The sequence below is a fragment of the Pseudoxanthomonas sp. PXM04 genome (genome assembly GCF_014851695.1).
In the GTDB taxonomy this organism is placed as follows: Bacteria; Pseudomonadota; Gammaproteobacteria; order Xanthomonadales; family Xanthomonadaceae; genus Pseudoxanthomonas_A; species Pseudoxanthomonas_A beigongshangi.
On sequence record NZ_JACVAG010000002.1, the window covers coordinates 321,286 to 338,933 of the forward strand.

21 protein-coding genes and 1 tRNA gene are annotated in these 17,648 nt (G+C 66.4%); 5 read left to right on the forward strand and 17 right to left on the reverse strand.

What is annotated here, in order from left to right; all coding sequences use genetic code 11:
- Positions 1-83 precede the first annotated feature (83 nt).
- Positions 84-1,229 carry a PilT/PilU family type 4a pilus ATPase gene (locus IB228_RS07400; RefSeq protein ID WP_183639157.1) on the forward strand — a complete coding sequence of 382 codons (1,146 nt, stop codon included), beginning with the start codon at positions 84-86 and terminating at the stop codon, positions 1,227-1,229.
- A 62-nt stretch (positions 1,230-1,291) separates the two neighbouring features.
- Here IB228_RS07400 and maiA read toward each other — a convergent pair whose 3' ends face one another.
- The 6 genes from maiA to rplM all read right to left on the reverse strand — a co-directional run bounded on the left by maiA (position 1,292) and on the right by rplM (position 4,849).
- Positions 1,292-1,951 (reverse strand): maleylacetoacetate isomerase, encoded by a 660-nt coding sequence (gene maiA, locus IB228_RS07405; RefSeq protein ID WP_141455574.1) that lies wholly within the window; start codon positions 1,949-1,951, stop codon positions 1,292-1,294.
- A 99-nt stretch (positions 1,952-2,050) separates the two neighbouring features.
- Positions 2,051-3,040, reverse strand: coding sequence for a fumarylacetoacetate hydrolase family protein (locus tag IB228_RS07410; protein WP_183639159.1), 990 nt, complete (start codon positions 3,038-3,040; stop codon positions 2,051-2,053).
- A 58-nt stretch (positions 3,041-3,098) separates the two neighbouring features.
- Positions 3,099-3,836: a 2OG-Fe dioxygenase family protein gene (locus tag IB228_RS07415; protein WP_192197980.1), complete on the reverse strand. Its 738-nt coding sequence runs from the start codon at positions 3,834-3,836 to the stop codon at positions 3,099-3,101.
- A 93-nt stretch (positions 3,837-3,929) separates the two neighbouring features.
- Positions 3,930-4,004, reverse strand: a tRNA-Gln gene (locus IB228_RS07420).
- Between the two features lie 21 nt (positions 4,005-4,025).
- Positions 4,026-4,418, reverse strand: coding sequence for a 30S ribosomal protein S9 (rpsI, locus tag IB228_RS07425; protein WP_141455571.1), 393 nt, complete (start codon positions 4,416-4,418; stop codon positions 4,026-4,028).
- A gap of 2 nt (positions 4,419-4,420) precedes the next feature.
- Positions 4,421-4,849: a 50S ribosomal protein L13 gene (rplM, locus tag IB228_RS07430; protein ID WP_141455570.1), complete on the reverse strand. Its 429-nt coding sequence runs from the start codon at positions 4,847-4,849 to the stop codon at positions 4,421-4,423.
- A 222-nt stretch (positions 4,850-5,071) separates the two neighbouring features.
- Between rplM and coq7 the strand changes: the two genes are divergently transcribed.
- Entirely contained in the window at positions 5,072-5,716 is a 645-nt protein-coding gene (gene coq7 / locus IB228_RS07435) for a 2-polyprenyl-3-methyl-6-methoxy-1,4-benzoquinone monooxygenase (RefSeq protein ID WP_192197981.1), read from the forward strand.
- Positions 5,717-5,902: 186 nt separating this feature from the next.
- Here the strand turns inward: coq7 and sugE are convergent, their stop codons facing one another.
- Both sugE and speD read right to left on the reverse strand, forming a co-directional pair.
- Positions 5,903-6,223, reverse strand: a complete 321-nt coding sequence (gene sugE, locus IB228_RS07440) for a quaternary ammonium compound efflux SMR transporter SugE (RefSeq protein WP_183639165.1) — start codon at positions 6,221-6,223, stop codon at positions 5,903-5,905.
- A 181-nt stretch (positions 6,224-6,404) separates the two neighbouring features.
- Positions 6,405-7,199: an adenosylmethionine decarboxylase gene (gene speD / locus IB228_RS07445; RefSeq protein WP_141455567.1), complete on the reverse strand. Its 795-nt coding sequence runs from the start codon at positions 7,197-7,199 to the stop codon at positions 6,405-6,407.
- A gap of 182 nt (positions 7,200-7,381) precedes the next feature.
- Here speD and crp point away from each other — a divergent pair, with 182 nt between their 5' ends.
- The 3 genes from crp (at position 7,382) to IB228_RS07460 (ending at position 9,366) form a co-directional block, all read left to right on the forward strand.
- A complete protein-coding gene (gene crp, locus IB228_RS07450; protein WP_141455566.1) occupies positions 7,382-8,068 on the forward strand; it encodes a cAMP-activated global transcriptional regulator CRP in 687 nt (228 codons plus the stop codon).
- Positions 8,069-8,174: 106 nt separating this feature from the next.
- Entirely contained in the window at positions 8,175-8,924 is a 750-nt protein-coding gene (locus IB228_RS07455) for a sulfite exporter TauE/SafE family protein (RefSeq protein WP_183639167.1), read from the forward strand.
- 67 nt (positions 8,925-8,991) lie between these two features.
- Positions 8,992-9,366 carry a zf-TFIIB domain-containing protein gene (locus IB228_RS07460; protein WP_183639170.1) on the forward strand — a complete coding sequence of 125 codons (375 nt, stop codon included), beginning with the start codon at positions 8,992-8,994 and terminating at the stop codon, positions 9,364-9,366.
- 15 nt (positions 9,367-9,381) lie between these two features.
- On the opposite strand, the gene IB228_RS07465 is transcribed toward IB228_RS07460, so the two are convergent.
- The 9 genes from IB228_RS07465 to rpe all read right to left on the reverse strand — a co-directional run bounded on the left by IB228_RS07465 (position 9,382) and on the right by rpe (position 17,614).
- The gene (locus IB228_RS07465) at positions 9,382-10,104 is read right to left on the reverse strand and encodes an HAD-IB family phosphatase (protein ID WP_183639172.1); all 723 of its coding nucleotides are present in this window, start codon (positions 10,102-10,104) and stop codon (positions 9,382-9,384) included.
- Positions 10,101-10,895, reverse strand: coding sequence for an indole-3-glycerol phosphate synthase TrpC (gene trpC, locus IB228_RS07470; protein ID WP_183639175.1), 795 nt, complete (start codon positions 10,893-10,895; stop codon positions 10,101-10,103). The genes IB228_RS07465 and trpC overlap by 4 nt, the downstream gene beginning before the upstream one ends.
- A gap of 50 nt (positions 10,896-10,945) precedes the next feature.
- On the reverse strand, positions 10,946-11,287 hold the full coding sequence (locus IB228_RS07475; protein ID WP_183639177.1) for an antibiotic biosynthesis monooxygenase: 342 nt from the start codon (positions 11,285-11,287) through the stop codon (positions 10,946-10,948).
- A gap of 2 nt (positions 11,288-11,289) precedes the next feature.
- Positions 11,290-12,330 carry an anthranilate phosphoribosyltransferase gene (trpD, locus tag IB228_RS07480; protein WP_183639179.1) on the reverse strand — a complete coding sequence of 347 codons (1,041 nt, stop codon included), beginning with the start codon at positions 12,328-12,330 and terminating at the stop codon, positions 11,290-11,292.
- 52 nt (positions 12,331-12,382) lie between these two features.
- Positions 12,383-12,961 (reverse strand): aminodeoxychorismate/anthranilate synthase component II, encoded by a 579-nt coding sequence (locus IB228_RS07485; RefSeq protein ID WP_183639181.1) that lies wholly within the window; start codon positions 12,959-12,961, stop codon positions 12,383-12,385.
- Between the two features lie 46 nt (positions 12,962-13,007).
- The gene (locus tag IB228_RS07490; RefSeq protein ID WP_225562314.1) at positions 13,008-13,766 is read right to left on the reverse strand and encodes an SIMPL domain-containing protein; all 759 of its coding nucleotides are present in this window, start codon (positions 13,764-13,766) and stop codon (positions 13,008-13,010) included.
- A gap of 37 nt (positions 13,767-13,803) precedes the next feature.
- Entirely contained in the window at positions 13,804-15,279 is a 1,476-nt protein-coding gene (gene trpE, locus IB228_RS07495; RefSeq protein ID WP_183639185.1) for an anthranilate synthase component I, read from the reverse strand.
- 284 nt (positions 15,280-15,563) lie between these two features.
- Positions 15,564-16,496, reverse strand: coding sequence for a lipid kinase YegS (yegS, locus tag IB228_RS07500; RefSeq protein WP_183639187.1), 933 nt, complete (start codon positions 16,494-16,496; stop codon positions 15,564-15,566).
- Positions 16,497-16,942: 446 nt separating this feature from the next.
- The gene (rpe, locus tag IB228_RS07505) at positions 16,943-17,614 is read right to left on the reverse strand and encodes a ribulose-phosphate 3-epimerase (RefSeq protein WP_141455555.1); all 672 of its coding nucleotides are present in this window, start codon (positions 17,612-17,614) and stop codon (positions 16,943-16,945) included.
- Positions 17,615-17,648 lie beyond the last annotated feature (34 nt).

The window sequence follows — 17,648 nt, forward strand, 5'->3', positions numbered from 1 at the left end:
CGTATCAGGGGATCGCGCGGCCATTGTCGGAAGCCTGCGCCCCCGTTGCAACGGTGGGCCGCCACAAATGGGGATGCTCGCACATGGACATCGGCTATTTCCTGAAGCTGATGACCGAGAAAAACGCCTCGGACATGTTCCTGACCACCGGGGCGCCGGTCTATATCAAGATTGAGGGAAAGCTTTATCCGCTGGGCAATACCGGCCTGCCGCCCGGCATGGTCAAGAAGATTGCCTACTCGCTGATGGACGAGGGCCAGGTGCCCGTGTTCGAGCGCGAGCTGGAACTGAACATGGCCATCGCCCTGCAGGATGCGGGGCGTTTCCGCGTCAACGTGTTCAAGCAGCGCGGCGAGGTCGGCATGGTGATCCGCGCCATCCGCAGCGTGATCCCGTCCATCGAGGACCTGCACCTGCCGCCGGTGCTCAAGGACATCATCATGACCCCGCGCGGGCTGGTCCTGATCGTGGGTTCCACCGGCTCGGGCAAATCGACCACGCTGGCGTCGATGATCGACCACCGCAACAGCAACACCACCGGGCACATCCTCACCATCGAGGATCCCATCGAGTACCTGCACAAGCACAAGCAATCGATCGTCAACCAGCGCGAGGTCGGCCTGGATACCCATGCCTTCCACAACGCGCTGAAGAACGCGATGCGCGAGGCGCCGGACGTGATCCTCATCGGCGAGATCCTTGACGCCACCACGATGGAGGCGGCCATCGCCTTCGCCGAAACCGGTCACCTGTGCCTGGCGACCCTGCACTCCAACAACGCCGACCAGACCATCGAGCGCATCCTCAATTTCTTCCCGGAGAGCGCGCACAAGAACGTGCTGATGAACCTGGCGCTGAACCTGCGCGCGGTGGTGTCGCAACGCCTGGTCAAGGGCGTGGACGGGCGCCGCCTGCCGGCCGCGGAAGTGCTGATCAACACGCCGATGATCCGCGACCTGCTGCGCCGCGGCCAGGTCCACGAGATCAAGCAGGCGATGGAGGAATCGCTGGAGGAAGGCATGGAGACCTTCGACCAGTGCCTGTTCCGTATGGCAAAGGACGGCGAGATCGAGCAGGAGGAGGCGCTGCGCGCCGCGGATTCGCGCGATGGCCTGGCGTTGAAGTTCCGCCTCTCGGAGGGTAGCCAAGGCGAGCACGATCCCTACGCGGACTACGAGAATTCCAATCCGGGCACATCGTCCCCCCGCATCACCCACGGCTTCGGCTGACAGAGGTAGAGCGGAGCTTGCTCCGCTACGCTCTGGCTCCACCACACCGATACGCGGCCGCCTCAGGGCTGTGCGTCGGGCTGCTTTTCCGGGCGCGCCAGGTCAAAGGCCGGTAGCGCGAGGCAGGCCTGTTCGATCCTGACCAGCGTCGGGAACGCCTCCATGTCCACGCCGAACCGGCGGGCATTGAAGATCTGCGGGATCAGGCAGCAATCGGCCATGCCCGGCGTCTGCCCATGGCAATAGGCGCCGGTCGCCGCATCCCCTGACAGCAGCGTCTCCATCGCGGAAAACCCTTCAAGGATCCAATGCTTGATCCAGTCGTCGCGCTCGGAATGCGGGACATGCCAGGTGTTCTCGAAGTACTGGAGCACGCGCAGGTTGTTGAGCGGATGGATGTCGCTGGTGACCATCTGCGCGAGCGCGCGCACCCGCGCCCGGTCGCGCGCGGTCATTGGCAGCAGTCGCGGGGACGGCCAGGCCTCGTCGAGGTATTCGAGGATCGCCAGCGACTGCCGGATCACCCGGGTCCCGTGCAGCAAGGTGGGTACCAGGTGCTGCGGATTCTTGGCGACGTAATCGGGATGGTGCTGCTGCCCGCCTTCGCGGACCAGATGGACCGGAATCGTCTCGTAGGCCAGGCCCTTGAGGTTCAGGCCGATACGCACGCGGTAGGCCGCGCTGGAACGCCAGTACGAATAGAGCTTCAGTTGCTCACCCATGGCGGAAACTCCGTTCCGTTTTGTTTTGCCTTCCCTGTTGCCGAACGCCCATGAGCCCCCCTACGCGACAGTCTGGTCCATTTGCGCTCTCCGGCCGGCTCAAGGCAAGGACTGGGGCTCGATGCGCTGCTCGATTGCGCCAAAAATGGAATCGCCGTCACTATTCAGCATTTCAATGCGAACCACGTCACCGAACTTCATGAACGGCGTGCTCGGCTTGCCGTCCCGCAGGGTCTCCACCGTGCGTCGCTCGGCGAAGCAGGACGCGCCCTTGGAGACGTCCTCGTTGGCGATCGTGCCCGAACCCACCAGGGTGCCGGCCGAGAGCGGGCGGGTCTTGGCGGCATGGGCGACCAGTTGGGCGAAGTCGAACTGCATGTCCACGCCGGCCTCCGGCGCGCCGAACCATTCGCCGTTGATATGGGTCAGCAGCGGGAGGTGCACCTTGTTGCCGCGCCACACGTCACCGAGTTCGTCGGGCGTGACGAACACCGGCGACAGCGCCGAACGCGGCTTGGACTGCAGGAAGCCGAAGCCCTTGGCCAGTTCCGGCGGAATCAGGTTGCGCAGCGATACATCGTTGACCAGGCCGATCAGCTGGATGTGTCCTGCGGCCTGCTCGGGAGTGACGGCCATCGGCACGTCGTCGGTGACCACGAGGATTTCCGCTTCCAGATCGATGCCGTAGTCCTCGCTGACCACCCGGACCGGATCGCGCGGGCCGTGGAAGCCGGCGCTGGTGGCCTGGTACATCAGCGGGTCGGTATAGAAGCTTTCCGGCACTTCGGCGTTGCGGGCACGCCGCACCCGCTCGACATGCGGCAGGTAGGCGCTGCCGTCGACGAATTCGTACGCACGCGGCAGCGGCGCGGCCAGCGCCTTGTGATCCAGATCGAACACCCCGTCGGCGTCGCCATGGTTGAGTGACTCGGACAGGGCATTGAGGCGCGGCGCGACATTGGACCAGTCTTCCAGCGCCTGCTGCAGGGTCGCGGCGATGCCGGTCGCGCGCACGGCGCGGGCCAGGTCACGGGACACCACCACCAGCGTGCCGTCGCGGCCGCCTTCCTTCAAAGAACCCAGTTTCATCGCTCTGCGGACCTCTGCTGATTATGGTTTCAATTGTAACTACCCGCGCGCCACGCTGTCAGTCGCCCTGGAAGCCATCCGCGCGGAAAGTCAGTACCAGCGTATCGCGGTGACCCGCCTGCCCTTCAACGGGCTGGATGGGGGTGGATTCGTGGATCACCCGGGCATCATCCAGGAACATCAGTGACCAGGGCGCTTCCAGTGTGAAGCGCTGCCCGTCCGGGCCGGCCGCCTCGAACACCCGGGTTTCGCCGCCCTTGATGCCGACCCGATCCACCAGCATCACCGCCACGAAATCCACGCCGTCGCGATGGGCGCCCTCGGGCGTGGGGCGGCCGATGCCGTCGGTGGTGTCGATGCGGAACTGGTGGGCTTCGACATACCAGGCACGCGCGCCTTTCAGCTCGGAGCAGACCCGGCCCAGCGCCATCAGCAGATGCCGCCACAGCGGATGGCCAGCGGTTTCCGGCCGCATCGGCTCGAACCAGCGGCGCATGCCACCGTGCAGCGCGTTGTAGTCCAGCGACTGCCAATGCGCGCGATGTGGCGCCTGGCCCAACTCATCGCCCTCGACGACGAAACAGGAATGCCGCCGTCGCCGATAGCGTCCGCCGTCCTTCAGATACTCATCGACCGCCAGGTGGTCCCAGTCCGGCTTGAACACGTCCAGGGCCGGGACCGGAAAGCCGCACAGTTCGCCGACGGCGACCGGCTCGAGCACGGCATAGCCGCGCTGGTGCATCTGCGGCAGCAGTTGCGCGGCGGGAATGAAGGGCGGCAGGAACGTCGCGACCATCGCATGGTCCTCGGCAAAAGCAAAAACCCGCACGAGGCGGGCTTTTGCTGGATTCCGGTTCCCTGGCGAGGCCAGAGTGACCGGTCTTCGAATTGGCAGCCCCGGATGGATTCGAACCACCGAATGCCTGAGTCAGAGTCAGGTGCCTTACCGCTTGGCGACGGGGCTGTAAAACGTGTGGAGCGTAGTTTAGCGCTTCGAGAACTGGGTTGCACGACGTGCTTTGTGCAGACCGACCTTCTTGCGCTCGACCTCGCGGGCGTCGCGGGTCACGAAGCCGGCCTTGCGCAGCTCGGTCTTCAGGGTTTCGTCATATTCCACCAACGCGCGGGCGATGCCCAGGCGGATGGCGCCGGCCTGGCCGGTGGTACCGCCGCCGGAAGCGGTGGCGACGATGTCGAAATTCTCGGTGTTCTTGGTCAGTTCCAGCGGCTGGCGCACGATCATGCGCGCGGTCTCACGGCCAAAGAACTCGTCCAGCGGACGGCCATTGACGGTGATGTTGCCGGTGCCCTTGCGCAGGAACACGCGGGCGGTGGAAGACTTGCGACGGCCGGTGCCGTAGTTCTGAGTGATAGCCATGATTAGATGTCCAGGACCTGCGGCTGCTGAGCGGCGTGCGGATGATTCGGGCCGGCGTAGACCTTGAGCTTGCGGTACATGTCGCGGCCCAGCGGGCCCTTCGGCAGCATGCCCTTCACGGCGGTCTCGATCACGCGCTCCGGATGACGTTCCAGCGCCTGCGCCAGGGTTTCCGTCTTCAGGTTGCCGATGTAGCCGGTGAAGCGGTGGTACTTCTTGTCCGCCAGCTTGTTGCCGGTCACCGCGATCTTCTCGGCGTTGATCACGACGAGGTAATCGCCGGTATCGACGTGCGGGGTGTAGACGGGCTTGTGCTTGCCACGCAGGCGGCGGGCCAGTTCGGTGGACAGACGGCCGAGCGTCTTGCCGGTGGCGTCGACGAGATACCAGTCGCGCTGGACGGTCTCGGACTTGGCGGTGAAGGTCTTCATGACGGAACTCTAGGTGTGGGTCGGGCGGATTGCGCCGGCGGGCGCCGACGGAACTTTGCCACGCGATGTGAAGGGTGGAGCGAAAGAAGCGGGATTGTACTGGTCGGTCGAGCGGCGTGCAAGTCGGCCCCCTGGGGGAATCCGGGCGGCGGCGCTCGCCGGGTTGGCAGGGGAAGCGGCGGGGGCGAGAATCCGTCCACCCCACTCGCCACTGCCCGTCCCATGCGTCCGCTCCGCCTGCACACCCCGCTGGACCAGTTCCTGATCGAGACCCAGCGCGCCCTGGAAACCGTGTTCGGCAGCCCGGCCGCGCAGCGCCCGAACCCGGCCGGGGACACCCCGGAGGTCGAACTGGACGCCGGCGAGCGCCGCCACGCGGCCGGACTGATGCGGATCAACCATGTCGGCGAGGTCTGCGCGCAGGGCCTGTACTTCGGCCAGGCGGCCGTCGCACGCGACGATGCGACGAAGGCCCACCTGCTGGAAGCCGCCCAGGAGGAGACCGACCACCTGGCCTGGTGCGCCGACCGCCTGCGCGAACTGGACAGCCGGCCGAGCCTGTTCAATCCGCTCTGGTACGGCGGCAGCTACGCCCTGGGCGCGCTCGCGGGCCTGCGCGGCGACGGCTGGAGCCTGGGTTTCGTGGTGGAAACCGAACACCAGGTCGAAGCGCACCTGGACGAGCATCTGGAAACCCTGCCGGAGGCGGATCTGCGCAGCCGCGAGATCCTCAAGGTGATGAAGGCCGACGAGGCCCGCCACGCCGAGCACGCCGAACAGGCCGGCGCGCGGGTGTTGCCACCGCCGATTCCCACCCTGATGGCCGCCGCCTCGCGGTTCATGAAGACGGTCGCCTACCGCCTGTAGCTGGTCCGGAAAGCCATCTTTACGGCCCCACCGCCCCGCCCCCCGCTTCTCGCCCTTTCCTGAAGCGACAGGATCCGCCGGCACGTCCGTCCCGATTGGAGTCACGGCAAATGGGTCCCGGCCTTGCCCGGGACCACGGCGTATCGCCATGCGCCAGCCGGAAACGGCGATGGCGCCCGGGGCCACTTACCCGTTCGAGGTGAGCTTGAGCCCGGCGATGCCGGCGATGATCAGGCCGATGCAGACCAGCCGCGCCACCGTGGCCGGCTCCTTCAGCACCAGCATGCCGAGCAGGGCGGTGCCCACGGCGCCGATGCCCACCCAGATCGCGTAACCGGTGCCGAGCGGGATCTGCTTGAGCGCCGTCGCCAGCAGCCAGAAGCTGGCCACCATCGCGACCACCGTGATCAGGCTCGGCCACAGCCGGCTGAAACCTTCCGAATACTTCAGGCCCATCGCCCACACCACTTCCAGCAGGCCGGCCAGCACCAGATATACCCACGCCATACGTCTTTCCTCCAGGTTGTGCCCGGGCCGCCAACGAAAAAGCGGCCCGGAACTTTCGCTCCGGACCGCCGTCGGTCCTGCTTTCGCGGCCTGCGGGCCGCGGGCGGGTCGTCCCGCCTGATTTGCGCGCCAGTGTGAACCCGCGCGCCCGAACCGGATGTAACCGGCGCGGGCCCGCCGATTACTCGGACAGGTTGCGCCCGTGGAACAGTTCCTCGATCTCGCGCTTGAGCAGCGCCTCGATCTTCATCCGTTCCTTGAACGACAGGTTCTTGGCCTTCTCTTCGAACAGGTACTGATCCAGATCGAAGTCCTTCAGGTGCATCTTCGTGTGGAAGATGTTTTCCTGGTAGACGTTGACGTCGAACATCTCGTAGCGCGACTTGATGTTGTTCGCCAGGAAGTTCTGGATCGAGTTGATCTTGTGATCGATGTAGTGCTTCTTGCCCTTCACGTCGCGGGTGAAGCCACGCACCCGGTAGTCCATGATGACAATGTCGGACTCCAGGCTCTCGATCAGGTAGTTCAGCGCCTTCAGCGGCGAAATCACGCCGCAGGTGGCGACGTCGATGTCGGCGCGGAACGTGGCGATGCCGTGCTGCGGATGGGTCTCCGGATAGGTGTGCACGGTGATGTGGCTCTTGTCCATGTGCGCCACCACCGCGTCGGAGATGATCTCCTTGCCTGCCTGCTTCTTGTCGATCACCGGTTCTTCGGAGATCAGGATCGTCACCGACGCACCCTGCGGGTCGTAGTCCTGGCGGGCCACGTTGAGGATGTTGGCACCGATGATCTCCGCCACATCCGTCAGGATCTGGGTGAGGCGATCGGCGTTGTACTCTTCGTCGATGTATTCGATGTAGCGCTGGCGCTCGTCTTCGGAAACGGCGTAGCACACGTCATAGATGTTGAAGCTCAGCGCCTTGGTGAGGTTGTTGAAACCTTGCAGCCTGAGGCGAGGCAGTGGTTTTACCACGGCAGCGGTCCCTCTTTGGGGGTAATGGGGAAGGGGCGGAATTATGGGGCAAACGACGTGACAACGAAATGTCCGGGGCCGACGGCCGGCCGACGCGGGTTTGGCCCGGCGCTTGCATGGCCCGGGTTTGCCGTCCGGGGCGTATTGGGACTAAGCTTCCTGAATTCACCGCCCCGACCATCATGAGCCCTGGCCTGCCTCTTTCCGCCCCCGCTCGCACCGCCGCCAGCCCGCTGACGCCGGATGCAGCCACGATCGAGCGTTTCCTCGCCCACAGCCATCGCCGGCGCTATCCCGCTCGGGCCGATGTGTTCCGCCCGGGGGATCCCGCCGGCACACTCTACTATGTGGTCAGCGGTTCCGTGAGCATCATCACGGAAGAAGATGACGACCGCGAGTTGGTGCTCGGCTATTTCGGCGGCGGCGAGTTCGTCGGCGAGATGGGCCTGTTCATCGAGTCCGACCGGCGGGAAGTCATCCTGCGGACCCGGACCCAGTGCGAACTGGCCGAGATCAGCTACGAGCGCCTGCACCAGTTGTTCCTGGGCTCGCTGTCGGCGGATGCGCCCAAGCTGCTCTACGCCATCGGCGCTCAGCTTTCGCGCCGGTTGCTGGATACCAGCAGGAAAGCCAGCCGGCTGGCCTTCCTGGACGTCACCGACCGCATCGTGCGCACCCTGCACGATCTGGCCCGCGAGCCGGAGGCGATGAGCCATCCGCAGGGTACCCAGCTGCGCGTGTCGCGCCAGGAACTGGCCCGTCTGGTGGGCTGCTCCCGCGAGATGGCAGGCCGCGTGCTGAAGAAGCTGCAGGCCGACGGTACGCTGCATGCGCGCGGCAAGACCGTGGTGCTGTACGGCACGCGCTGACGGGTCACATTGATTTGCTCCGCCGGGTCCAGATGGACCCGGCCTCCCCGCCTCCGGTTATCCTGACCGCGCAAACTGGGCATTCCTGCCCCACGGGAAGCGCTGGATGGCGTTTGGAAGCGAGTTCTACTGGTTCATCCTCATCGGCCTGGGCGCGCAACTGGTGGATGGCGCGCTGGGCATGGCCTTCGGGCTGGTCTCCTCGTCGATCCTGCTGGGCATGGGCCTGCCGCCGGCGGCGGTGAGCGCCAGCGTCCACACGGCCGAGGTCTTCACCACGGGCGTCTCGGGCGCCTCGCATGCCTATTTCCGCAACATCGACAAGCGCCTGTTCTGGCGCCTGACCCTGTCCGGCGCGCTCGGCGGGGTGATTGGCGCCTACGTGCTCACCCGGCTGCCCGGCGAGGCCATCCGTCCCTTCGTCTACCTGTACCTGCTGTTGCTGTCGATCCTGATCCTGCTGCGCTCGTTCGGCCGCTTCATGCCGAAAAAGCAGATCCAGCGGGTGCCCGTGCTGGGCTTTTTCGCCGGACTGCTGGATGCCAGCGGCGGCGGCGGCTGGGGCCCGTTGGCGACCTCCACCCTGCTTGCCGGCGGCGGCAAGGCGCGCACCACCATCGGCACGGTCAACGCGGCCGAGTTCGTCATCACCCTCGCCGTTTCGCTGACCTTCTTCCTGACCATCGGCCTGCAGCACCTGGAAATCGTGCTGGGCCTGCTGATCGGCGGCGTGCTCGCCGCACCGCTGGCGGCCTATCTGGTGCGCCATGTGCCGGAGCGCGTCGTGCTGACCGTGGTGGGCGTGCTGGTCCTGTGCATCAGCCTGTACCACATCGGCGCGGCCTGGCTGTTCTGAGCGCTGGGCAAGCCGGGCCGCGCCCGCTAACGTATCCGCCACGTTTCCCGCCGCGAGCCGCCCCGCCATGCAATGCCCCAAGTGCCACCACGCGATGGAGCGACTGAACCTGCCCGAGGCCGACGTGCACCGCTGCACGCACTGCAAGGGATTGTGGTTCGACATGCGTACCCATGAACTCCTGAAGGAGCGCGTGGACGAGATCGATACCGGAGATCCGGCGCAGGGCGAAAAATGCAACGACGTCGACCGCATCCAGTGCCCCGTCTGCATCGGCCACTGGGATCTGGTGCGCATGGTCGATCCGCAGCAGCCGCACATCTGGTTCGAGAGCTGCAAGAACTGCTACGGGCGGTTCTATGACGCCGGCGAGTACCAGGATTTCGTCCATCACGACCTGATGGACCTGATCAGGGATTGGAACGCTCCCGAGCGACTGTAAGTTTCGCCCGTTCCGTCAGGACACCGGCTCGCCACCGCGATCACGGCAGCCCCAGTTGAGGATCGGCGTGCCGGCCGGCAATACCCGCCGGAACATTTCGATCCGGCCAGGTTTCGGGTTGACCACCACCGGGGCGCGCGCGGCCTTGAGCAGCGGCAGATCGGCGCTGCTGTCCGAATAGGCCACGGCGACTTCGCCATAGCCGCGTTCGCGCAACATCCGCATCTTTTCCTCGTTGTGGCAATGACGGGTCGCGACCACCGCGCCCAGGCGCGGCCCCACCGCGGTGCCGATCACCGGCACGTCCTCGTGGGCGACGAAGCTGAGGATCGCCCGCGCCAGTTCCGGTGGTGCGCCGGTGGCCACCACCACCCGGTCACCGGACGCGCGATGCTGGCGGAATACCTCCAGCGCCACCGGCAGCAGTCGCTGCCGCACTTCCTCGCGATGGGTGGCGACGTAGCGATCGATCAATGAGTCGAAGCTTCGGCGCCCATGCAGGCCAAAGGTACCGATCCAGATGTAGCCGGAAATGCCATGCCGGCGGGTTGGCAGGAAGGCCACCATCGGGCCCAGCACCACCGAGGCGAGGATCGCCACGGCGGCACGCAGCGGGTTGCGCCTGATCAGCCAGGTCACCAGATGGCCGCCGGAATCGCCGGCGTACAGGGTATGGTCGAAATCGAACACCACCAGCGGCGCCTCGGGACGCGGCTTCGGGTAGGAAAGATCGCTCATGACGCGAAGAATAGCTGACGCAACGCCTCGCCCGGTTCGTCCGCGCGCATGAAGGTCTCGCCGACCAGGAACGCGTTGACCCCGGCCGCGCGCATCCGTGCCACATCGTCCGGTACCAGGATGCCGCTCTCGGTCACCAGCAGCCGGTCGCGCGGCACCGCGTCCTTCATCGCCAACGTGGTCTCCAGCGAGACTTCGAAGGTGCGCAGGTTGCGGTTGTTGATGCCGACCAGCGGCACCGGCACCTGCAGGGCACGCTCCAGTTCGTCGATATCGTGCACTTCCACCAGCACGTCCATGTCCAGCTGCATCGCCAGGCCGGACAGATCGACCAGTTGGTTGTCATCCAGCGCGGCGACGATCAGCAGGATGCAGTCGGCCCCCAGCACGCGCGCTTCGTATACCTGGTAGGGATCGATGGTGAAGTCCTTGCGCAGGACCGGCAGCGTGCAGGCCTCGCGTGCCTGCCGCAGGTAGTCGTCGGCGCCCTGGAAGAAATCCACGTCGGTCAGCACCGACAGGCAGGCCGCGCCGCCGAACTCGTAGCCCACCGCGATGTCGGCCGGGCGGAAGTCGGGCCGGATCACGCCCTTGGACGGACTGGCCTTCTTCACCTCCGCAATCACCGCCGGGTCGCCCTGCGCGATCATCGCGTTGAGCGCATCGGCGAAGCCGCGCGTGTCGGGCACGTCGGCGGCACGCGCGACCAGTTCGGCCAGCGGCACGCGGGCGCTGCGCTCGGCGATTTCCCCGGTCTTGCGGGCGAGGATGGTGTTGAGGATGTCGCTCATGGGGTTCCGATCAATGTCCAGTCTTCGGTGGTGCGGCGGCGCGGGAAGTCCTAGCCGCGATCCCAGCCGTAGGCGCGTTCCACCTTGGCCACGCGCAGTTCGAAGTGATCGTACCAGTCGCGCCGGCCCTGCTCCCGCGCCGCGGTGTGCTCGGCGTGCTGCCGCCAGGCGCGGATCGCGTCCTCGCTGTCCCAGTACGCCACGGTGATGCCGAAGCCGTCAGCCCCCCGGGTCGACTCGATGCCCAGGAAGCCCGGCTGCTGCACGGCCAGTTCGACCATCCGCTGGGCCATCGCGCCATAGCCCGGATCATCCTGGCCGTTGCGTTGAGAGGAAAAGATCACCGCGTAGTACGGCGGCTTGGGGAGCTGGGCGAAACCGTTGCCTGCCATGTCTACTTCCCTTCCCCGGCCAGGCGCCGGGTGGTCTCGACGAAGGATTGCAGCCGCGCGGCCGCGCGACCGTCGGTGATGGCTTCACGTGCGCGGACGATGCCGTCCTCGATGCTGCCGGCCACGCCGGCCACGTACAGCGCCGCCCCGGCATTGAGCGCGACGATATCGCGTGCCGGTCCGGGCTTGTTGTCCAGCACGCCCAGCAGGATCGCCTTCGACTCGGCGGCATCGGCCACGCGCAGGTTGCGGCTGGCGGACATGGCGATGCCGAAATCCTCCGGATGCACTTCGTACTCGCGCACCACGCCGTCGCGCAGTTCGCCGACCAGGGTGGCCGCGCCCAGCGACAGTTCGTCCATGCCGTCCCGGCCCCACACCACCAGCGCGCGTTCGGCGCCCAGTTCTTGCATCACCCGCGCCTGGATGCCGACCAGGTCGGGATGGAACACGCCCATCAGGATGTTGGGCGCGCCGGCCGGATTGGTCAGCGGACCGAGGATGTTGAAGATCGTGCGCACGCCCATTTCGCGGCGGACCGGGGCGACCACCTTCATCGCCGGATGATGGACCGGCGCGAACATGAAGCCGATGCCGGCCTGTTCGATGGAACTCGCCACCTGTTCCGGTTGCAGTTCGATCGCCGCGCCCAGTGCTTCCAGCACGTCGGCGCTGCCGGACTTGGAGGACACGCTGCGGTTGCCGTGCTTGGCGACCTTGGCGCCGGCCGCCGCGGCCACGAACATCGAACAGGTGGAGATGTTGAAGGTGTGCGAGCCGTCGCCGCCGGTGCCGACGATATCGACCAGATGGCGGGTGTCGGCAATCGGCACCGGCCGCGAGAACTCGCGCATCACCGTGGCGGCGCCGGCGATCTCGCCGACGGTTTCCTTCTTGACCCGCAGGCCGGTGAGGATGGCCGAGGTCATCGTCGGCGACACGTCGCCGCGCATGATCTGGCGCATCAGGTCGACCATCTCGTCGTGGAAGATCTCGCGGTGCTCGATGGTCCGTTGCAGCGCTTCCTGGGGGGTAAGGGGCATGGTGTGATTCCCGCGTGGCTGGTTGGCGGCGTGGGGCGGCCGACCGGTGGCGCTATCGTTCAAGGAAATTCTTGAGCAGGGCGTGGCCATGCTCGGTCAGGATGGACTCGGGGTGGAACTGCACGCCTTCCACCGGGAACTCCCGGTGACGCAGTCCCATGATCTCCTCGAACGAGCCGTCCTCGTTCTCGGTCCAGGCGGTGATCTCCAGCGCGTCCGGCAGCGAGCCGCGCTCGACCACCAGCGAGTGGTAGCGGGTGGCCTCGTAGGCATCCGGCAAACCGGCGAACACGCCCCGACCCTCGTGACGGATGCGCGAGGTCTTGCCGTGCATGATCTGGCCGGCGCGGATCACCTTGCCGCCGTAGGCCTGGCCGATGCTCTGGTGGCCCAGGCACACGCCGAGGATCGGCGTATTCCGTCCCAGCGATTCAATCACGTCCAGCGAGACACCGGCCTCGTTGGGCGTGCACGGACCGGGCGAAATGACGATGCGTTCCGGCGCGAGCCGCACGATTTCGTCCACCGTCAGCGCATCGTTGCGCACCACCTTCACCTCGGCGCCCAGCGACTGCAGGTACTGCACGAGGTTGTAGGTGAAGCTGTCGTAGTTGTCGATCATCAGGAGCATGCGGAACTCCCCTCTTTCATTTCGATGGAAAGAGGAATGCGGGGGGCTAGGGTGCGATCAGGAAGATCGCGTACACGTTTTCGGTGAAGGTGAGGGTGCCGGCCGCGAGGCTTTCCGCCTGCAGCGGCGGTGCCGCGGGGGCCGGCGGCAGGTAGGTATCGGCCGGCCTGGGCTCCATGGCCGCCACGGGACCACTGGGCCATGTTCCCGCTTGCACGCCATAGGCAAAATCCGGGGCCACATCGGAAATGCTGTACAGGCCACGAATCCGGGTACCGTATGCCTTGGCCAGCTGCTCGGCCGTATGCCGGGTTTGCTCACCGGCTTCGCGTTTGAGCTGCCCGCGCAAGCTGGCCTCTGCGGAGTAGCCCGGTTCGAGACTGGCGATCTGGAGCTCGGGACTGGCCTTGATTTGCGCCAGGAAAGCCTGCGTATCTTCCAACCGGGAAAAGGTTCCAAGGACCTTCCGGCGCACCTGGCTTCCCTTGAACTCCCGCTTGTTGTCGCGCCAATCATAGTCAGGGGAAACACTCAGGGAGGATGCCTGCAGGGAGTCTTCGATCACCTGATTGCGCTTGAAGGCCTCGATGACCTGGGCGGCGCTGGCCTGCACCTTCCGCCTGGCGGCGTCGGTGTCCAGGTCAGTCACCTGCAGGTCCAGGGAAACAGTGAAGCGATCCGGCACCACCGTGCGCGTGCCCTGCCCCTTGACCAACAGATGCGGCAGGGCCGGCAAGGCATTCATCTGCGCGGCGGCCAGCATCGGGGCGGACAGGAACACTATCGCCCACAACAATCGATTCATCATTCGCATCGGTACAGCTCCTTCGTCCCGTGGATTCTCACAATCCCTTCGCCGCTTCGGCCACCGCGCGGAACAGCGCGCGGCCCTTGTTCATCGTCTCGTCCCATTCCTTGTCCGGATCCGAGTCGTAGACGATGCCGGCGCCGGCCTGCACGTGCAGGCGGCCGTCCTTGATCACCGCGGTGCGGATGGCGATGGCGGTGTCGGCATCGCCATGCCAGCCGATGTAGCCGATGCTGCCGGCGTAGACGTTGCGCTTGATCGGTTCCAGTTCGCGGATCACTTCCAGCGCGCGAATCTTCGGCGCGCCGCTGACGGTGCCGGCCGGGAAGGTCGCGCGCAGCACGTCGGCATAGCTCAGGCCCGGCAGCAGCCGGCCGGTCACCTCGCTGACGATATGCATGACGTGGCTGTAGCGTTCGATGACGAACTGCTCGCCCACCTGCACGGTCCCCGCCTCGGAGACCCGGCCGGCATCGTTGCGGCCGAGGTCAATCAGCATCAAGTGTTCGGCGCGCTCCTTGGGATCGGCCAGCAGCTCGGCTTCCAGCGCCAGGTCCTCGTCGTGGGTGCGGCCGCGTGGACGGGTGCCGGCGATCGGACGCACGGTGACCTCGCCGTCCTGCAGGCGTACCAGGATTTCCGGCGACGAACCGACCACCTGGACGTCGCCCACATCGAGGAAATACATGTAGGGCGACGGATTCAGCGCACGCAGGGCGCGGTACACGTCCACCGGACGCGCGCTGAACGGCACGCTCAGCCGCTGCGAGAGCACCACCTGGAAGATGTCGCCGGCGCGGATGTAGTCCTTGGACTTTTCCACCGCGGCGATGAAGCCCTCGCGGGTGAAGCCGGAGACGAAGTGGCTTTCATCCAGCACATCGCGGGTGATGGGCGCCGGATAGCCCGCGCCGGGCTGGCGCAGCTTGGCGGTGAGCGCGTCCAGGCGCGCCTGCGCGCCTTCCCAGGCGCCGTCCTCGCGCGGATCGGCGTGCACGATCAGGTACAGGCGCCCCTTGAGGTTGTCGAACACCGCAAGTTCTTCCGACAGCATCAACAGGATGTCAGGGGTATCGAGTTCGTCGGGCTTGTCGCCGCCGCTCAGGCGCGGCTCGATATAGCCGATGCACTCGAAACCGAACCAGCCCACGAGCCCGCCGGTGAAACCGGGTAGCCCTTCCAGTCGCGGCACGGTATGCGCGGCGCGCAGGGACTCGATCTCGGCGAAAGGGTCGGCCACTTCGCGGCGTTCCACGAGTTCGCCGCGTTCGCGGATTTCCAGCGTGTGCCCGCGGAAGCTGATCACCCGCCGCGCCGGCAGGCCGATGATCGAATAGCGGCCGAAACGCTCGCCGCCTTCCACCGATTCGAACAGGTAGGTATGCGGGGCGTCGGCGAGTTTCAGGTAGACCGAGAGCGGCGTGTCCAGGTCGGACAGCACTTCACGGACAACGGGGATGCGGGTGTGACCTTCAGCGGCGTGGCGCTGGAACTGCTCGAGCGAAATCAAGACGGCTTTCCTTCCGGGACGCGGGGGCATGGCAGACGACGGCAACGGGCCACCATCGCCAGCAGCGGCGTGCGGAAGAAACGGAAAGCGGGGTCGTCTGGCTGAACACGGGGCTACTCTACCCGATGGCCGGGCCGCGGGGCCAGTCCTCGGGGCTGCGGATCACTGGGTGGAAATGGGTCCCGGCTTTCGCTGGGATGGTGGGAGGCGGACTTTAAATCGTCCTCTGGTGGAGGCTGGATATGGTCCGACGCGAAATCCGTCGCCATCCAGCGAACGCTGGGTCAGCCGTGCGCCAGCAGCGGACAGTCGGGTGGCAGGTGCATGCGCAGACGGCCGGGGACGCAGGTGATGCGGAAATGCCGTGAACGCACCGGTTCGCCGTCGAGGTTGAGTGTGATGGGTTCGGCTGCCGACAACTCGACCCAGGGCAGGCGCGCATGCGTGGCGATCCGCTCCAGCGCCTCGCGCTTGCCATGGGTCAGGAGGGTTCCCACGGTCGCGCCCACTTCCCCGTTGAGCGTCGGCACGATGGTCAGATCGAGTTGTCCGTCGTTGGCGACGGCATCCGGACACAGCGCCTGACCGCCGCCGGCCTGGCGCCCGTTGCCGATGCCCAGGGCGATGAACTCGCCGCCCCAGGCGAAATCCGGGCCGCGCAGTTCCGCCACGATCGGCTCGATGCGGCCGAGGCGGGCAATCCCCGTGACCAGATAGGCCAGCCCGCCCAGCACTTTCTTCAGGCCTTCATCGGTTTCCACGGTCACTTCCGTGCCGAACCCGCCACTGGCCAGGTTGGCGCACCAATGGACCTCGTCGCCAGTTTCGATCCTCAGCAGATCGATTGGCACCGCGGGTTCGGCGGCCGCCAGTCCCAGCGCGTCTCCGGGCTCGGGCGGGATGCCGGCCGCGGCGGCGAAGTCGTTGGCCGTGCCCATCGGCACCAGGGCCAGCGTGGGAAGCGCGTCGGCGGTTTCCTCGCGATGGGCCAGGGCGGTCGCCACCTCGCTCAGGGTTCCGTCGCCTCCGGCGGCCACCAGCGTGTCCACGCCTTCGGCGATTGCTTCGGATACGTGGCGTTCGGCGTCGCCGGCTTCCCAGGTCACCCGCACTTCCAGCGTGATCCCGCGTTCGCGCCAGTGCGCGACCGCCGCGCGCAGGGCATCGTCGCCCGCCGCTTTGCCATTGAGGATGAGACGCCAGCGCGCTGTCTGCATGAAGGAGGATGAAGAAGGGGATGGGGAACGCTAGCAGGTCACGCGCACCAGCAGGTTAACGCGTGGGCGCGGGGAGGATGCGGAATGCCTGCCCGGCAGCGGTCGCGGGCAGTCGTGCAGGTGCCGTTGCTTTCGTTCCCGCTTGGGTCGATCCCGGCGCACATTGCGCAACCGCCTGAACTGCCGTGATGAGGCCCGGCTGTCATCCGGGTGTCATCCGGCGCCGGTAGCGTAGAAAGTCATAGCAGGGACGATGGGCGGAGGCAGGATCAGCCTCCAATTTTCCGAAAGGCGGTGGCCATTGGCCACCGCCTTTCTTCTTGGCCGGGATTTGACGGCCGGGGCAGCGGAGCAAGCTCCGCTCTACCGTCTACGTGGAGCCGAGCTTGCTCGGCTGCTCTTCGTGCGGAACCAAACCTCGCACAGCGGAGCAAGCTCCGCTCTACTCAGCGGGCGGCGGCGACGGCTTCGCGCATGCGGCGGATGACGTCGGCGTAGTCCGGCGCGTTGAAGATCGCCGAGCCGGCGACGAAGGTGTCGGCGCCGGCTGCGGCGATTTCGCCGATGTTGTCGGCCTTCACCCCGCCGTCGATTTCCAGCCGGATGGCCTTGCCGGAGGCATCGATCTTTTCGCGGACCGCACGCAGCTTGTCGAGCGCGGAAGGAATGAACGCCTGGCCGCCGAAGCCGGGATTCACCGACATCAGCAGGACCAGATCCAGGTCCGCCAGCACCCAGTCCAGCACGTCCACCGGCGTGGCCGGATTCAGCACCAGCCCGGCCTTGCAGCCGTGCGACTTGATCAGCTGCACCGTGCGATGGACATGACGCGAGGCCTCGGGATGGAAGCTGATGATGCTGGCGCCGGCCTCGGCGAAGTCCGGGATGATCCGATCCACCGGTTCCACCATCAGGTGCACGTCGATCGGCGCGGTGACGCCGTGCTTGCGCAGGGCCTGGCATACCATCGGGCCGATGGTGAGGTTGGGGACGTAGTGGTTGTCCATCACGTCGAAGTGCACCCAGTCGGCGCCGGCGGCGATCACGTTGTCGACTTCCTCGCCCAGCCTGGCGAAGTCGGCGGACAGGATGGAGGGGGCAATCAGGCAATCGGACATGGGGCTCTCGTCGGGTCGGTGCGGCGGGAAGGCG

Bases quoted from the DNA above. Each gene is read 5' to 3' on its own strand.
- rpe (WP_141455555.1), bottom strand. From the start codon at position 17,614: ATGTCCGATTGCCTGATTGCCCCCTCCATCCTGTCCGCCGACTTCGCC.
- rplM (WP_141455570.1), bottom strand. From the start codon at position 4,849: ATGAAGACCTTCACCGCCAAGTCCGAGACCGTCCAGCGCGACTGGTAT.
- sugE (WP_183639165.1), bottom strand. From the start codon at position 6,223: ATGGCGTGGGTATATCTGGTGCTGGCCGGCCTGCTGGAAGTGGTGTGG.
- IB228_RS07455 (WP_183639167.1), top strand. From the start codon at position 8,175: ATGGCGTTTGGAAGCGAGTTCTACTGGTTCATCCTCATCGGCCTGGGC.
- IB228_RS07410 (WP_183639159.1), bottom strand. From the start codon at position 3,040: ATGAAACTGGGTTCTTTGAAGGAAGGCGGCCGCGACGGCACGCTGGTG.
- IB228_RS07485 (WP_183639181.1), bottom strand. From the start codon at position 12,961: ATGCTCCTGATGATCGACAACTACGACAGCTTCACCTACAACCTCGTG.
- IB228_RS07465 (WP_183639172.1), bottom strand. From the start codon at position 10,104: ATGAGCGATCTTTCCTACCCGAAGCCGCGTCCCGAGGCGCCGCTGGTG.
- maiA (WP_141455574.1), bottom strand. From the start codon at position 1,951: ATGGGTGAGCAACTGAAGCTCTATTCGTACTGGCGTTCCAGCGCGGCC.
- coq7 (WP_192197981.1), top strand. From the start codon at position 5,072: ATGCGTCCGCTCCGCCTGCACACCCCGCTGGACCAGTTCCTGATCGAG.
- IB228_RS07415 (WP_192197980.1), bottom strand. From the start codon at position 3,836: ATGGTCGCGACGTTCCTGCCGCCCTTCATTCCCGCCGCGCAACTGCTG.
- IB228_RS07400 (WP_183639157.1), top strand. From the start codon at position 84: ATGGACATCGGCTATTTCCTGAAGCTGATGACCGAGAAAAACGCCTCG.
- rpsI (WP_141455571.1), bottom strand. From the start codon at position 4,418: ATGGCTATCACTCAGAACTACGGCACCGGCCGTCGCAAGTCTTCCACC.
- trpD (WP_183639179.1), bottom strand. From the start codon at position 12,330: ATGCCCCTTACCCCCCAGGAAGCGCTGCAACGGACCATCGAGCACCGC.
- IB228_RS07490 (WP_225562314.1), bottom strand. From the start codon at position 13,766: ATGAATCGATTGTTGTGGGCGATAGTGTTCCTGTCCGCCCCGATGCTG.
- IB228_RS07475 (WP_183639177.1), bottom strand. From the start codon at position 11,287: ATGGCAGGCAACGGTTTCGCCCAGCTCCCCAAGCCGCCGTACTACGCG.
- crp (WP_141455566.1), top strand. From the start codon at position 7,382: ATGAGCCCTGGCCTGCCTCTTTCCGCCCCCGCTCGCACCGCCGCCAGC.
- trpC (WP_183639175.1), bottom strand. From the start codon at position 10,895: ATGAGCGACATCCTCAACACCATCCTCGCCCGCAAGACCGGGGAAATC.
- yegS (WP_183639187.1), bottom strand. From the start codon at position 16,496: ATGCAGACAGCGCGCTGGCGTCTCATCCTCAATGGCAAAGCGGCGGGC.
- IB228_RS07460 (WP_183639170.1), top strand. From the start codon at position 8,992: ATGCAATGCCCCAAGTGCCACCACGCGATGGAGCGACTGAACCTGCCC.